General features: G+C 66.8%; 14 protein-coding genes. 5 read left to right on the forward strand and 9 right to left on the reverse strand.

Features of this window, described 5'->3' with window-relative positions; all coding sequences use genetic code 11:
* The 5 genes from pdxH to dinG form a co-directional block, all read right to left on the reverse strand.
* Nucleotides 1–648 (reverse strand): pyridoxamine 5'-phosphate oxidase, encoded by a 648-nt coding sequence (gene pdxH / locus ACIP0B_RS19165; protein WP_217893360.1) that lies wholly within the window; start codon nt 646–648, stop codon nt 1–3.
* 24 nt (nt 649–672) lie between these two features.
* Nucleotides 673–1,761 carry an OmpA family protein gene (locus tag ACIP0B_RS19170; protein WP_400835046.1) on the reverse strand — a complete coding sequence of 363 codons (1,089 nt, stop codon included), beginning with the start codon at nt 1,759–1,761 and terminating at the stop codon, nt 673–675.
* 113 nt (nt 1,762–1,874) lie between these two features.
* Nucleotides 1,875–3,020, reverse strand: coding sequence for a serine hydrolase domain-containing protein (locus ACIP0B_RS19175; RefSeq protein ID WP_400835049.1), 1,146 nt, complete (start codon nt 3,018–3,020; stop codon nt 1,875–1,877).
* 193 nt (nt 3,021–3,213) lie between these two features.
* Nucleotides 3,214–5,568: a beta-agarase gene (locus tag ACIP0B_RS19180; protein ID WP_400835052.1), complete on the reverse strand. Its 2,355-nt coding sequence runs from the start codon at nt 5,566–5,568 to the stop codon at nt 3,214–3,216.
* Between the two features lie 95 nt (nt 5,569–5,663).
* Nucleotides 5,664–7,808 carry an ATP-dependent DNA helicase DinG gene (gene dinG, locus ACIP0B_RS19185; protein WP_085581616.1) on the reverse strand — a complete coding sequence of 715 codons (2,145 nt, stop codon included), beginning with the start codon at nt 7,806–7,808 and terminating at the stop codon, nt 5,664–5,666.
* Nucleotides 7,809–7,907: 99 nt separating this feature from the next.
* Here dinG and ACIP0B_RS19190 point away from each other — a divergent pair, with 99 nt between their 5' ends.
* The gene (locus tag ACIP0B_RS19190) at nt 7,908–8,372 is read left to right on the forward strand and encodes a CopD family protein (RefSeq protein WP_217893365.1); all 465 of its coding nucleotides are present in this window, start codon (nt 7,908–7,910) and stop codon (nt 8,370–8,372) included.
* A gap of 57 nt (nt 8,373–8,429) precedes the next feature.
* On the opposite strand, the gene ACIP0B_RS19195 is transcribed toward ACIP0B_RS19190, so the two are convergent.
* The 4 genes from ACIP0B_RS19195 to ACIP0B_RS19210 form a co-directional block, all read right to left on the reverse strand.
* Nucleotides 8,430–9,188 (reverse strand): collagen-like protein, encoded by a 759-nt coding sequence (locus ACIP0B_RS19195; protein ID WP_400835056.1) that lies wholly within the window; start codon nt 9,186–9,188, stop codon nt 8,430–8,432.
* The gene (locus ACIP0B_RS19200; RefSeq protein ID WP_085581610.1) at nt 9,181–9,459 is read right to left on the reverse strand and encodes a DUF1145 domain-containing protein; all 279 of its coding nucleotides are present in this window, start codon (nt 9,457–9,459) and stop codon (nt 9,181–9,183) included. Before ACIP0B_RS19200 ends, ACIP0B_RS19195 begins: the two co-directional genes overlap by 8 nt.
* A gap of 161 nt (nt 9,460–9,620) precedes the next feature.
* The gene (locus ACIP0B_RS19205; RefSeq protein ID WP_400835060.1) at nt 9,621–10,340 is read right to left on the reverse strand and encodes an OmpA family protein; all 720 of its coding nucleotides are present in this window, start codon (nt 10,338–10,340) and stop codon (nt 9,621–9,623) included.
* A gap of 89 nt (nt 10,341–10,429) precedes the next feature.
* Entirely contained in the window at nt 10,430–11,125 is a 696-nt protein-coding gene (locus ACIP0B_RS19210; RefSeq protein ID WP_085581606.1) for an OmpA family protein, read from the reverse strand.
* Nucleotides 11,126–11,324: 199 nt separating this feature from the next.
* On the opposite strand from ACIP0B_RS19210, the gene ACIP0B_RS19215 reads away from it, so the two are divergent.
* Genes ACIP0B_RS19215 through ACIP0B_RS19230 form a run of 4 tightly spaced genes read left to right on the forward strand, consistent with a single transcriptional unit; the run spans nt 11,325 to nt 13,035 of the window.
* A complete protein-coding gene (locus ACIP0B_RS19215; RefSeq protein WP_400835063.1) occupies nt 11,325–11,822 on the forward strand; it encodes a DUF6231 family protein in 498 nt (165 codons plus the stop codon).
* Between the two features lie 4 nt (nt 11,823–11,826).
* On the forward strand, nt 11,827–12,303 hold the full coding sequence (locus ACIP0B_RS19220) for a YchJ family protein (RefSeq protein WP_400835066.1): 477 nt from the start codon (nt 11,827–11,829) through the stop codon (nt 12,301–12,303).
* Between the two features lie 40 nt (nt 12,304–12,343).
* On the forward strand, nt 12,344–12,829 hold the full coding sequence (locus ACIP0B_RS19225) for an LEA type 2 family protein (protein ID WP_400835069.1): 486 nt from the start codon (nt 12,344–12,346) through the stop codon (nt 12,827–12,829).
* Between the two features lie 5 nt (nt 12,830–12,834).
* Complete coding sequence (locus ACIP0B_RS19230) at nt 12,835–13,035, forward strand: SEC-C metal-binding domain-containing protein (RefSeq protein WP_085581598.1); 201 nt, start codon at nt 12,835–12,837, stop codon at nt 13,033–13,035.
* The last annotated feature ends 316 nt before the right edge of the window (nt 13,036–13,351 follow it).

Below are 13,351 nucleotides of genomic sequence, written 5' to 3' on the forward strand. Positions count from 1 at the left end.
CTACGGCGCCAGACGTTCCAGAATCCAGCCGGCGCCCTGCACGCGGTAGTTGAGGCGATCGTGCAGACGGCTCGGACGGCCCTGCCAGAACTCGATGCGCTCGGGAAGCAGACGGTAACCGCCCCAGTGCTCAGGGCAGTCCGGCTGGGTGTCGCTGAAGCGCTGCTCGGTGGCCTTGAGCAGATCCTCCAGTTCCCCCCGCCCGTCGATCACCCGGCTCTGCGGCGACGCCCAGGCGCCCAGGCGGCTGCCCAGCGGCCGCACCTGATAATACGCGTCGGACTCGGCCGGCGTGACCTTGACCACCCGGCCTTCGATCCGCACCTGGCGCTCCAGGGTCGGCCAGAAGAACGTCATGGCGGCGAACGGGTTCGCCGCCAGGTGCTGCCCCTTGGCGCTGTCGTAGTTGGTGAAGAAGGTGAAGCCCTGCTCGTCCAGGCCCTTGAGCAGCAGAATGCGGCAATGCGGACGGCCGTCCGCATCGACCGTCGCCAGGGTCATGGCGTTGGCCTCCACCGGCGCCTGTTCGGTCTTCACCGCGTCGGCGAACCATTGGTGAAACAACGCGAACGGCTCGGCCGGGGCTTGCGCCTCGGTCAGGCCGTCACGGGTGTAATCACGACGCATATCTGCCAGAGCCTGGGTCATGGCGCATTCCTTTTCGTTAACGGATCACTTCTTTGAAGTATCGGCCGCGGCGACTTTCTTGTCGGCCGTGGCGGCTTTGGCCGGTGCGGTCTTCTTCACCGGGGTTTTCTTGGCCGGAGCCTTGGCGGCGGCTTTCTTGGCCGGGGCCTTTTTGGTGGCCGGCACGGCGGCTTTCTTGGCGGCCGGGGCCGGGGTCACGGGCTTGGCGGCGGGCTTGACGTCTTGCGCGGCGACCATGGTCACCGGTTTCGGCGCCGGCATGTTGTACTTGCTCAGCAGCGCGACCATGGTGTTCTGCGGGGTCACCAGCAGTTCGACGCGACGGTTCAGGGCACGGCCTTCGGCGCTGTCGTTGGCCGCGCGCGGCGCTTCGGAACCCATGCCGCGCAGCATCAGGCGGTCACGCTGCAGGCCGCTGAGGCGGAAGATCGCCGCCACGGCCTGGGCGCGTTCCTGGCTCAGCTTGATGTTGGCCGGGGCGGCACCGGTGGTGTCGCTGTGGCCGAGCACCAGCACGGCGGTCTTAGGGTCGGCTTCGAGGATCTTCGCCACGCGGGTGAACGGGCCGAGGGTGACCGGCAACAGCATCGCCGGGCGGTCCGGGTTGAACGAGCCTTCCACGGGCGCCGTCACCACCAGCACGTTTTCGCGGCGCTCCAGCTGCAGGTTGCTTTCCTTGATCGCCTCGCGCAGGCGCGGCTCGTAGTCGTCCAGCCAGGCCTGGGTGACTTTCGGGTCAGGCATCGGCGCGGCCTTGGCGCCGGTGTCCTGGTCCTTGCCGCCGAACGGCCACCACCACTTGCCGCCCTTGTCGGCGTCGGCCTTGGCCACGGCGACCGGTTTGGCTTCGGGTTTCACTTCAGGCTTGACGTCGGCCTTGGCCTCGTCGGAGCCGAACGGCCAGTACCAGTGGCTGCCGCCTTCGGACTTGGCCACAGGCGCGGTGGCGGCTGGTTTCAGGGGCGCAGGGGCCGGGGCCGGCTCTTTCGCCGCCACCTTGTCGGAGGAGCCGAACGGCCACCAGCTGCCGCCGTCGGCGTCGCTTTTCGGGGTTTGGGCGCAACCGGTGATCGCAAAACACAGGGCCAGGGCGAGAGTTGGTTTGGAAGACATTGGAAACCCACAAAATGAAGTGAAGAACAACCGTGGCTGGTCGGCCCGGATAAACAGACGCTTTGAATCGAAAAAACGGGTGAGGTTCCGGCCCTGGATCCTCCTGAAACGCTTTACAGACAAGTGGCAAGCACCCGCGCCAGCTTCTGCGCACGCGGATCCATCAAGACGTATGGCCCAAGGGTATTTGTCACGAAACCGAACGCGACATCGTGCTCCGGATCAGCAAAACCGATGGAACCGCCCGCCCCCGGGTGGCCGAAGGCGCGCGGGCCGAGGCCATAGGTGGCGTTCGGCACGTCGGGCTGGTCGAGCATGCAGCCGAGGCCGAAACGGGTACGGGTGAGCAGGGTCTTGTCCTCGCCGACGCTGTGTTCGCGGGTCAGCTCGTCGAGCATTTCGCTTTCCAGCAGGCTGCCGTCGAGCAGGCCGGCGTAGAACCCGGCCAGGCTGCGCGCGTTGCCGTGGCCGTTGGCCGCCGGTTGCTGCATGCGTCGCCATTCCGGCTTGTTGGTGCTGGTCAGCACCGACGGCGGATTGGTGAAGGCGCGGGTGGTCATGGCGGTCGGCTCACGCATCGTCACCTGCAGCAGGCGCTGGGCGGCGGCGTCACCGGCATTGCCCTTGCCCCGGGCGATGTGGGCCACGCGGTGGAACTCTTCGTCGGCCAGGCCGATATGGAAGTCCAGCCCCAGCGGCTTGGCGACCCGTGCCACGATGGATTCGCCCGGCCCGCGCCCGTCGGCGCGGCGCAGCAGTTCGCCGACCAGCCAGCCGTAGGTGATCGCGGCGTAGCCGTGGCCGGTGCCCGGCGTCCACCACGGTGCCTCCGCCGCGAGGGCGTCGACCATGGTCTGCCATTCGTACAGGGCCTGCGGGGCCATCAGCTCGCGCAGGGCCGGCAGGCCGGCCTGGTGGCAGAGCAATTGGCGCAGGGTGACGGATTCCTTGCCGGCGGCGGCGAACTCCGGCCAGTAGCGGGCCACGGGAACGTCCAGTTGCAGCTTGCCTTCGGCCACCAGCTGCAGCGCCGTGACGGCGGCGAAGGTCTTGGTGCAGGAGAACAGGTTGGCGATGGTGTCGCTGTGCCAGGCCTCGCTGCCGTCCTTGTCGGCGGTGCCGGACCAGAGGTCGAGGACGGTTTCCCCGCCGACCCGGATGCACAGCGCCGCGCCGCGCTCCTGGGGATCGTCGAACAGCGCCGCGAAGGCTTCGCGCACCGCTTCGAACTGAAGCTCGTAATGTCCCTGAATCTGCACCCGCAACTCCCCTGGCGAAAACGCTCTACAAAGTGGCCGGCATTGTTCCAGCCCTTGAGGGTTTTGGGAACTGCTGCGGGCCGGGCGGTTGTGCGGCCGAAGGGAGGATCGCAGGTTTCGGCGTTGCGGGCGGGCTCCCACAGTCTTTGACTGCACCGCAATATCGGTGGGAGCCAGCCTGCTGGCGATAGCGTCAGTGACCGTTGCCCGAGTGCCCCCCGGCATGGCCGGCGCCCGGCCCCTTGCCGGCCTCGCCCTTGCGCCCGCCTTCGGCTTCGTGACCGGCGTCGCCCACCGGTCGCGAAGCCTCTTTGCCCATCTGCTCGACGGTCGCCAGGTTGCTCTTGCGCACCGCCTCGACAAAGCCCTGGAACGGCAGGTCGGTCACGCCCACCAGCCCGAAGTGGCCGTTCTCGCCATCGAGCAGGCGCCCGGTCACCGGTTGGTCCAGGTACTGGAACCAGTGCACGCCGACGATCGACGGCTCGCTCAGGGCCTGCTTGAGGAAGTTGGCGTAGGCCGGGCCGCGGTCCTCTTCCTTGGCCAACGGCGTCACACCGCCCCAGAACGGGCCGCGGTCGGTCGAGCCGAAGTTGAATTCGGTGATCAGCACCGGCTTGTCCAGCTCACGCAACGCGGCGAAGTCATAGCCATCCTGGGGCTTGAGGGTGTACAGGTTGAAGCTCAGCACATCGCAGAACTGCGCGCAGGAAGCCACGGCTTCCGGGGTGCTGACGGCGAAGCGGCCGCCGAGCAGCAACTGGTTCGGCGCATGCCACTTGAGCGAGTCGGACACGGTCTTGAAGTAGGTGTCGGCGAACACTTTCTGGAAGTACTTGAAGTCGGCCTCGATTTCCGGGTGCTCCGCGCTCGGCAGCGGCGGCACGAAACCCGGATCCTCCATCAGTTCCCAGGCCGGCAGGTCGATGCCCCAAGCCTTGGACAGGCCTTCCTGGTTGCGGTACTTGTCCCGCAGCTGCTTGAGGAAAGCGCGCTTGGCCGGCACGTCGGTGGTCATTTTCAGGGTGCCGTAGGCCAAGGCGTAGCGCGACTTCGGATCGTCGCCGGGGCCGGCCCAGGCCAGTTCGTTGTCGGCGTAGTAGCCGATCAGCCACGGATCGTCGCGGTGGTCGCGGGCGGCGATGGCCACGGCCCGCTCGGTGGCCATGGCGAAACGCGGGTCGAACGGGTCGGGCATGCCGCCCCACCAGTCGTTGCCGGTGCTGATGCTGGCGTAGTCGCCGACGATGGACAGCGGCAAGGTGTAAGGCATCCGTGCGGCATTGCCCAATGGCGGCGCGCTCCAATTGCCGACGGTGTTGAAGCCCCAGGCCTGCAGGCGGTCGAGGGTGTGGCCGGTCCAGCGCTTCTCGTCGATCGTGGCCTTGCACGGTTCGGCAGCGGGCGCCTCGGCGGCGGACTCGCCCTTGGCCTGCGCTGCGCACGGATCGCCGTTGAGCCGTTGCAGGTTGGCACCGTAGAAGTCGTACCAACGGCCCGCGTTGTAGCCGCGCCCCTGATCGGCGCCGTTGCCGCCGCGGTTGTCGCCCTCGCCGTAATGGTTGGCCAGCGGCTGGTCGGGCTTGGGCAGCGACTCGAACATCCATTCGCGACCGGCGACATAGGTCGGGTTCACGTCCGGGCTGACGGTGTTCACCCCCAGCGAGTAGAACGGATGGCCTTCCGGCGTCACCAGATACCAGCGGCCGTCACGCTTTTCGGTGCGGAAAAAACCGCTGGCCTTGAACGCAGGGCCGCCGGTCCAGCCGCCGAACTTGTCCAGCGGCGCCTTCGCGCGCTCCGCCAGCCAGCCCTTGAGTTGCTGCTGTTCCTTGGCGGCCGCGGCCTTGAGCTGATCGTCATTGGCGACCTTCTCCGGCCACTTGCCCCGGGTGGACTGGCCGTAGGCATCGACCAGGTTGCCGTAGGCGGCCTTGACCGCCTCGTCGCCGTCCTGCACGCCGAAGCGCTCAAGCAACAGGCTCTGCGCCGCCTTGGGCTGGTCCAGCGACAGGCTGACCGACACCACTTGGCTGCGATCCAGCTCGCCGCTGCTGGCGGCCAGCAGGACCCGCTGGCCGTCGACGGTGATCGGCATCGGCGGCGCGGCCTTCATGCCCTGGCTGAGCGGCGAGCTCGCGGTCAACGGCACCAGCAGGGTCTGCGCAGGGCCCGCCGGCAGGTCGACGCGGCTGGTCAGGGTCTTGCCGTCGTTGCTCTGGATCTGCACGTAAACGGTGACGGCCCAGTTCATGGCGCTCTGGATGCGCAGGCTCATCATGCCGGACTGCGACCAGTCCCAGGCACCGGTCTGCGGGGTCAGCCGCAGCGTCGGGCGCGGCGCCGGGCTGAACGTCACCCGGCGCAGCACCTCGCCTTCCGGGGTCTGCTCGGCGTTGGCCTGGGGCAAGTCGGCGTTTTCGGTGGTCACTTTCACCACGTCGGCGGGCCGGACGAAATTGAACAGGGTCTGCTGCCCGGCAGGCGCCGCCAGCAACGGGGCGGCGAACATCAAGGCAAAAGCGGCAGGCAACGAACGGCGAATCATAAGAACGGAATTCTCCCTAGCGACCCGTGAAGGCCAGTGGACATGCGATGGCAGAGAGATAGACAACGCGGCGGGCGAAACCGCCCACCGTTGCCTCAGGAAATTTCACGCCGGAACGGCGGCAACGCATTGAGGATAGCCTTGCCGTAGCGCTGGGTGACCAGACGCCGGTCCAGCAAGGTGATGATGCCGCGGTCCTCTTCGGTGCGCAGCAGGCGGCCGCAGGCCTGCACCAGCTTGAGCGAGGCGTCCGGCACGGCGATTTCCATGAACGGGTTGCCGCCCCGGGCCTCGATCCACTCCGACAGCGCGGCCTCGACCGGATCGTCCGGCACCGAGAACGGGATCTTGGCGATCACCACGTGCTCGCAGTAGGCCCCCGGCAGGTCCACGCCCTCGGCGAAGCTGGCGAGGCCGAACAGCACGCTGGAATCGCCGCCGTCGACCCGCGCCTTGTGCTTGTTCAGGGTTTCCTGCTTCGACAGGTTGCCCTGGATGAACACCTGCTTGCGCCAGTCGCGGTCGAGGCCGTCGAACACGTCCTGCATCTGCTTGCGCGACGAGAACAGCACCAGGCTGCCCCGCGAGCCTTCGACCAGGTCCGGCAGGTCGCGGATGATCGCGGCGGTGTGGCCGGCGGCGTCCCGCGGGTCGGCGTTCAGGTCCGGCACCCGCAGCACACCGGCGTCGGAGTGATGGAACGGGCTCGGCACCACGGCGGTGACGGCCTTTTTCGGCAGGCCGGCGCGCATGCGGAAGCGGTCGAAGGTGCCGAGCGCCGTCAGGGTCGCCGAGGTCACCAGGCAGCCGTGGGCCACGTTCCACAGGCTGCGGCGCAGGGTCTCCGCCGCCAGGATCGGGCTGGCGTTGACTTCGATGTCGAACAGCGAGCCGCTTTCGGCCAGGGTCAGCCAACGGGCCATGGGCGGGTTGTCTTCCGGATCCTCGGCGGTGAACGCGGTCCACAGTTCCCAGTTGCCGGAGGCCCGGGACAGCAGGCTGCCGAACAGCGGATACCATTCTTCGGCCTGGGTGCTGGCGATGCCGATGTTGACCTCGCCGTCCATGCCTTCCTTGAGCAGGTCGGTCAGGCGGGTGAACAGGTCGTTGAGCCGGGCGAAGCCCTTCTTCAGCTCGATGCCCATTTCGCGCATGTGCTCGGGGATCACCCCGCCGACGAAACGGTGGCGCGGCCGCTCGCGGCCTTCGGTGTCTTCGCCTGGACGGAAATCGGCGATCTGCTCGCAGGCGCTGAACATGAACTGCTGCTGGGCCTTGATCTCCCGCGCCAGCTCCGGCACCTGTTCGATCAGCTTGCCGAGGTCGCCGGGCAACGGGTGCTGGGCCAGCAGCTTGGTGAGGTTCTTGGCGGTGGTCTCCAGCCAGTCGGCGGTGGAGCGCAGGCGCGTGTAATGGGCGAAGTGGCCGATGGCCTTGTCGGGCAGGTGATGGCCTTCGTCGAACACGTAGATGGTGTCGCGCGGATCCGGCAGCACCGCGCCGCCGCCGAGCGCGAGGTCGGCCAGCACCATGTCGTGGTTGGTGACGATCACATCGACCTTGCCCATGCCTTCGCGGGCCTTGTAGAAGGCGCACTGGCCGAAGTTGGGGCAATGGCGGTTGGTGCACTGGCTGTGGTCGGTGGTCAGGCGCGCCCAGTCGGCGTCCTCCAGGGCGTTGGGCCAGCTGTCGCGGTCGCCGTCCCACTTATTGCCGGCGAGCTTCTCGATCATGCTGGTGAACAGCTTCTGGCTGGCCTCGTCGACCTCGATCTTGAAGCCTTCCTCCTCGAACAGCTGGGCGGTGGCGGTCTGCGCGTGGCCTTCCTGCAGCAGCATGTCGAGCTTGGACAGGCACAGGTAGCGGCCGCGGCCCTTGGCCAGGGCGAAGCTGAAGTTCAGCCCGCTGTTGCGCATCAGGTCTGGCAGGTCCTTGTAGACGATCTGCTCCTGCAGGGCCACGGTGGCGGTGGCGATCACCAGCCGCTTGCCGGCGGCCTTGGCGGTCGGGATCGCCGCCAGGCTGTAGGCCACCGTCTTGCCCGTACCGGTGCCGGCCTCCACCGCGACGATCGCGGGGTCGCCGCTGCGCTTGCCTTCGTCGTCGGTGTCGATGTCGCCGAGTACCTTGGCGACTTCAGCGATCATCAGGCGCTGGCCGTAACGCGGCTTGAGGCTCTTGGCCTCGAGGAAACGCGAGTAGGCGCCCTGGATCGTGGTTTTGAGTTCGGTGCTGATCATGGGGTGTCGGGCGCAAAAAGCGCTGGATAAATTTTCAGTGGTTCGGATCGGCCGCTATCATACCCCGCTAATCAGTCCCGCGCAGAACGGAGTGCCCCAATGACACCTTTTAGCCTCGTTTATCCCTTGCATGTGCTGGCCGCCCTGGTCTGGGTCGGCGGCATGTTCTTCGCCTGGATGGTGCTGCGCCCCGCCGCGGTCAAGGCGCTGGACGGCCCCGGCCGGCTGACCTTGTGGGTGGAAGTGTTTCAGGGTTTTTTCCGCTGGGTGTGGGGCGCGGTGATCCTGCTGCCGGTCACCGGCGTGGGCATGCTGCACTTGCAGCAGATCGGCTTCGACAATGCGCCGCGTTATGTGCAGGTGATGATGGGGCTGTTCGTGGTGATGACCGCGCTGTTCATCCGGATTCAGGCATTGATGCTGCCGGAGCTGCGCACGGCGGTGGAGGCGAAGGACTGGCCGGCGGGCGCGGCGGTGCTGGGGCGGATCCGCCGGGTGGTGGGGATCAACCTGCTGGTCGGGATTGCGCTGGTGGCGGTGGCGGCGGCGCGGCCAACGTTCTGAGCCGCACGCGACATCGCTCAGGCCTGGGAGCCCGCTCCCTGGCCTGAGGGGAATGGCTTACAGGTGCTGCACGGTCACGGAACCTGCCGCGCCCACAGGCCCCGGCTGGCCGTCGGCCCCCGGACGGCCGCTCTTGCCGCCGTCGGCGCGGTACACCAGGCAGCCCTTGGACTTGCCGCCCGCCCCTGGTTTGCCGCCAGGCCCCGCCGGGCCGCCGGCGCCACCGGCCACATCGACCTTGATCAGCTGCGCCGGAAAATCCCGCGGCACTTCGAGACGCACCAGGCCGCCCGGCGCGCCCGGCTGGCCGTCGCTGCCGTCGCTGCCGTCGAAACCGCGGCCGGCCTGGCCCCAGGTGCAGCCCGGATCCTGGCCGTTGGCGCCGTCCAGGCCGACGAACCCCGGCGCACCGGTGCCGCCGCGGGCATCGACCGACAGTTGCGGCGCATTCAGCGCCTTGAACTGCAGGTTCAGGTTGCGTCCGGCACGGGCGGCCTTCTCATACGTGCCCGGCGCGCCGCGCGCAGTGATCCGGCTGCCTTCGGCCAGATCCGCACGGCTGACTTTCATGTCCAGCGCCTGTTCGCCCGGCACGATGGCGATCCGCGCCTCGTGGCCCAGGCGCAGTTCCTTGACGGTCAGTTCGGTGACGTTGGACGGCACCAGCAAGGTGCCGTAATCGGCGACCTCCAGCCGTTCCAGCTGCAGTGTGCTGGCGGTGTTGGGCAGGCGCATCAGGGAGTTGGTCTCGACGCTGACCACCTGGGCGCAGGCCAGTGGGCTGATGAATGCGGCGAGCAGGCAGAGTTTACGCATGGGAAGCCTCCGGGGCGGCCGGGGCCGGGATGGTTTGCAGGTGGAATACGCCGAACAGCAGGATGCGGCCACGGTCGCGCCAAGGGTGCGGGCGCCCCTTGAGGCTGCGGTTGCACAGCAGCGCCTCAAGGACGTGGATCAGCAGCCAGAGACCGCCGGCCAGGTTGACCAGCAGGTGCAGCGGACGGACAAACGGCACCAACTGATTGGCCAGCACCACGCAAACGAACAGCAGGGTCAACAACCGCCCCAGCCCCCATAACAGCTTCATACGCTCCCCCGTATCGGAATTATTCTTTGGGCGCACAGTAACGGCTTCGGCACAGGGTTTGCCAGAGGGGAAAATGAAAAAAAAACCTCAGCCGCCGGACGGCTGCCGGTTCGCCGAGGATCGGCGGCCGACAGCTCTAGTCTGCGGACTACAGACATTTCCTAACGGTTGATGTGCAGTTCCACCCGACGGTTCTGCGCTCGGCCCTCGTCGGTGTTGTTGTCCGCCACCGGTTCGCGCTCGCCGCGTCCTTCGCTGGTGAGCTTGCCGGGCTCAAGCCCCTGGCTCAGCAGGTACGCCGCCACGCTGCTGGCGCGCCGCTCCGACAGGGCCTGGTTGTAGGCGTCGGAACCCTTGCTGTCGGTGTGGCCGATGACCTTGATGCTCACCACGTCGGCGTTGCGCAGCTTGTCCATCAACGAATCCAGTTGGCCTTTCGCCGCCGGGGTCAGGTCGGACTTGTCGAAATCGAACAGCACGTTGCCGGCATCGCTGAGGGTGATGACTTCGGTCTGCGGAGCGGGAGCCGGTTTCTCGGTGGCCGGGTACTGCGGCAGCGGGCAGCCGCGGTGGTCGACCGGCGTGTTGGCCGGGGTGTCGGGGCAGCGGTCGCGGCGATCGAACACGCCATCGCCGTCTTCATCGCCGTCCTGGGCATAACAGATCAGTCCGCCGGTGAGGATCCCCAACGCCGCGCCGCCGCCCGCCCATCCGCCGTTTTCGAGCGCGCCGAGACCGCCGCCGACCAGCCCGCCGATGAGGCTGCAGATCGGCCACGTGCGTTGATTGAGGGGAGCGGTGCCATCGCTGTGGGTGGCGCAACCGGTCAGCAGGCTGCCCAGCAGCAGAACCGGCAAAACGGACCTTGTGAGAACACTCATCGTGAAAGCTCCTGTGTCACCGGCCCATACCGGTTACACAGGAGTAAAGACCCGCATCCGCGACTGCACAAGCCGCGGATGCGAGGGGCTCAACGCACGATTTTGATTTCCGTGCGACGGTTCAGCGCGCGGCCGTCCGCAGTCTTGTTGTCCGCCACCGGCTGGCTTTCGCCCGCACCGGTCACCGACACGAAGCTTGCGCGAGGCACGCCCTGCTGGATCAGGTACTCGACCACCGAATGCGCACGGCGGTCCGACAGTTTCTTGTTGTAGGCATCGCTGCCCACGCTGTCGGTGTGACCGGTCACGGTCAGTTGCGCGGTGGAGGATTCCTGTTTCAGGCGCGAGGCGACCTTGTCCAGAACCTGCTTGTCGGAAGGTGTCAGCGTGGCCTTGTCGAACTGGAAGTGCACATCGCGGATCACGATGGTTTCTTCCTTGACCACGACCGCTTCCTCTACCACTGGCGCAGGTGCCGGTGGAGGGCAGCCGTCAGCGTCGACCTTCACGCCACGAGGCGTATGGGGGCACTTGTCGCGGCTGTCCGGCACACCGTCGCCGTCCTCGTCGCCATCACCGTGCACCCAGCAGTAGGCCGCTGCCGTACCACCGACCAACAGCGCGCCGTAACCGGCCCAGGACGAACTTTCCGTCGCCCCGAGACCTGCGCCGACGACACCACCGACTGCCGCACAGGTCGGCCAGTCGGTTTTCTGCAAACCTGCGCAACCAGTCAACACACTGGTTAGCAGAACCAAGGGTAATGCTGTCCGAACTATGCTCATCTAGTTTTCTCCTGAGGGATCGGCTTGCAACCGATTCAGGGAGTAAAGACCGGAGTTTTAATCTCCGCCAGCAATAGGCCATGGCTGTTTGCGCGCCTGTTCACGGGACTTCGGCGCAATTGCCGCAAACCCGCGAAACAGGGCGCTAGGCTCCAGCGCCCCGGCAGGCTAGTCTTGACGCCTTGACCGAGGATTTTTCATGACCGTCGCCCTTTCCGCCCGAACGCCGCAGCAGGCGCTGGCCGCCCTGCTCGACCGCTACGCACCGGCCCGCCTGCTGCTGATCGGCGCCAGCGAGTTTCCGGCGCTGGCCGCCTTCAAAGAAGCCCACCCGGACACCTGCGTCGCCCACGCCGCCCCAGGCGCCCTGCCCAATGAGCTGGCGGCGCGGCGCTTCGACCTGGCGCTGGTGGTCGATTGCCTGGAGCACCTGCCCAAGCGCGACGGCCTGAACCTGCTGGGCGGCATCCGCAACCTCAATGCCAGCCGCATCGCCGTGCTGGCGGACCTTGCGGCCAGCGGCTGGCAGGAGACGGACTTCTACTCCCTGGCCCTGCAGGCCAGCGAGCGCTTTGCCCGCGACGAACAAGTGCTGACCCTGTTCACCTACGATCTGCTTGACTACAAGCAAGTCCCCGACTGGCTCAATTCGAAGTTCTGGGCCAATCCGGAAAATTTCGGGAAATACTGGTGGTAATGCGATGAGTACAGCCATTTGCCCCTGCGGCAGCGGCAACCTGCTGGAGGCCTGCTGCGGCCACTATCACGCCGGCCATCCGGCCCCCTGCGCCGAAGCGCTGATGCGCTCGCGCTACAGCGCCTATGTGCTGGGCCTGGTCGACTACCTGGTGGCGACCACCCTGCCCGCCCAGCAAGCGGGGCTGGACCGCCAGTCGATCAGCGACTGGAGCGCCCAGAGCACCTGGCTCGGCCTTGAGGTCGAAAGCTCGGAAGTGCTCGGCGGCCAGCCGGAGCACGCCTTCGTCACCTTCACCGCCCGCTGGCACGACAGCCAGGGCGAACACAGCCACCGCGAGCGCTCGTCGTTCGTGCAGAACGCCGGCCGCTGGTACTTCATCGACCCGACCGTGGCGATGAAGTCCGGCCGCAACGACGCCTGCCCCTGCGCCAGCGGGCAGAAGTTCAAAAAGTGCTGCGCCGGGTATTTCGGCGCGTGAGGTGAGCGGCGTCTAGACTGGGCCGAAAAGGAGTGACTCCATGCCCGGTCGATGGCGCAACCTGCAAATCCTCAGCCTGCTGCTGTTTCTGGGCCTGGGCGGCTGCGCCTCGTGGTTCGCCGACGACCTGCCCGACCCGGCCGTTCATTTGGTGAGGGTCGAGGTGGTGCGGGCCAAGCTGCTGGAGCAGAAGTTCGTCCTGCACTTTCGCATCGACAACCCCAACGACAGCGACCTGACCGTGCGCGGCCTCGAATACCGCGTGCACCTGGCCGGCCTGCTGCTGACCGAGGGCGAGCACGAACACTGGATCACGGTGGGGCCCAAGCGCAGCGCTTTCTATAAGGTGCCGGTGCGCACCAACCTGTGGCCCCAGGTGAAAGAGGTGGTGAAACTGCTGAAGAACCCGAACCAGCAGATCCCCTACCGGCTGCAGGGCGAGATGGAAACCGGTTTATTCATCGCGCACTACGTGCACCTGGAGCGCAATGGCGTGATAATCCCCGCCGAATTGATTCCGGAGTGACCCCGATGACCCAGCAACCTCATGTCCATGGCCCTGACTGCAACCACGATCATGACCATCACCACCACGACCATGGCCATGTCCACGGCCCGAACTGCGGCCACGCCCACCAGGAGCCGGTGCGCAACGCCCTGAAGGACGTCGGCCGCAACGACCCTTGCCCGTGCGGCAACGGCAAGAAGTTCAAGAAGTGCCACGGCGCGTGATGCTTGGGGCGAAGACCGTCTTCGCCTGACCGACCGCCATCGCCAGCAGGCTGGCTCCCACCTTGTTCTGCAGTGACCGCAAACACTGCATTCAACCGAGATTCCTGTGGGAGCCAGCCTGCTGGCGATGGCGTCAGACCGTTCACCGCCACACCCTCAAACCGCCGCCAGAATTTCCCACCTGTTCTGCAGTGACCGCAAACACTGCGCTCAACCGAGATTCCTGTGGGAGCCGGCCTGCTGGCGATGGCGTCAGACCATTCACCGCCACACCCTCAAACCGCCGCCAGAATTTCCCACCTGTTCTGCAGTGACC

The sequence above is a fragment of the Pseudomonas sp. NPDC089534 genome, assembly GCF_044749305.1.
Classification (GTDB): Bacteria; Pseudomonadota; Gammaproteobacteria; order Pseudomonadales; family Pseudomonadaceae; genus Aquipseudomonas; species Aquipseudomonas ekonensis.

What these genes read in the sequence shown, in the direction of transcription:
- dinG (WP_085581616.1), bottom strand. Translation starts at nt 7,808, where the DNA reads ATGATCAGCACCGAACTCAAAACCACGATCCAGGGCGCCTACTCGCGT.
- ACIP0B_RS19190 (WP_217893365.1), top strand. Translation starts at nt 7,908, where the DNA reads ATGACACCTTTTAGCCTCGTTTATCCCTTGCATGTGCTGGCCGCCCTG.
- ACIP0B_RS19225 (WP_400835069.1), top strand. Translation starts at nt 12,344, where the DNA reads ATGCCCGGTCGATGGCGCAACCTGCAAATCCTCAGCCTGCTGCTGTTT.
- ACIP0B_RS19170 (WP_400835046.1), bottom strand. Translation starts at nt 1,761, where the DNA reads ATGTCTTCCAAACCAACTCTCGCCCTGGCCCTGTGTTTTGCGATCACC.
- ACIP0B_RS19230 (WP_085581598.1), top strand. Translation starts at nt 12,835, where the DNA reads ATGACCCAGCAACCTCATGTCCATGGCCCTGACTGCAACCACGATCAT.
- ACIP0B_RS19215 (WP_400835063.1), top strand. Translation starts at nt 11,325, where the DNA reads ATGACCGTCGCCCTTTCCGCCCGAACGCCGCAGCAGGCGCTGGCCGCC.
- ACIP0B_RS19180 (WP_400835052.1), bottom strand. Translation starts at nt 5,568, where the DNA reads ATGATTCGCCGTTCGTTGCCTGCCGCTTTTGCCTTGATGTTCGCCGCC.
- ACIP0B_RS19195 (WP_400835056.1), bottom strand. Translation starts at nt 9,188, where the DNA reads ATGCGTAAACTCTGCCTGCTCGCCGCATTCATCAGCCCACTGGCCTGC.
- pdxH (WP_217893360.1), bottom strand. Translation starts at nt 648, where the DNA reads ATGACCCAGGCTCTGGCAGATATGCGTCGTGATTACACCCGTGACGGC.
- ACIP0B_RS19220 (WP_400835066.1), top strand. Translation starts at nt 11,827, where the DNA reads ATGAGTACAGCCATTTGCCCCTGCGGCAGCGGCAACCTGCTGGAGGCC.
- ACIP0B_RS19205 (WP_400835060.1), bottom strand. Translation starts at nt 10,340, where the DNA reads ATGAGTGTTCTCACAAGGTCCGTTTTGCCGGTTCTGCTGCTGGGCAGC.
- ACIP0B_RS19200 (WP_085581610.1), bottom strand. Translation starts at nt 9,459, where the DNA reads ATGAAGCTGTTATGGGGGCTGGGGCGGTTGTTGACCCTGCTGTTCGTT.
- ACIP0B_RS19210 (WP_085581606.1), bottom strand. Translation starts at nt 11,125, where the DNA reads ATGAGCATAGTTCGGACAGCATTACCCTTGGTTCTGCTAACCAGTGTG.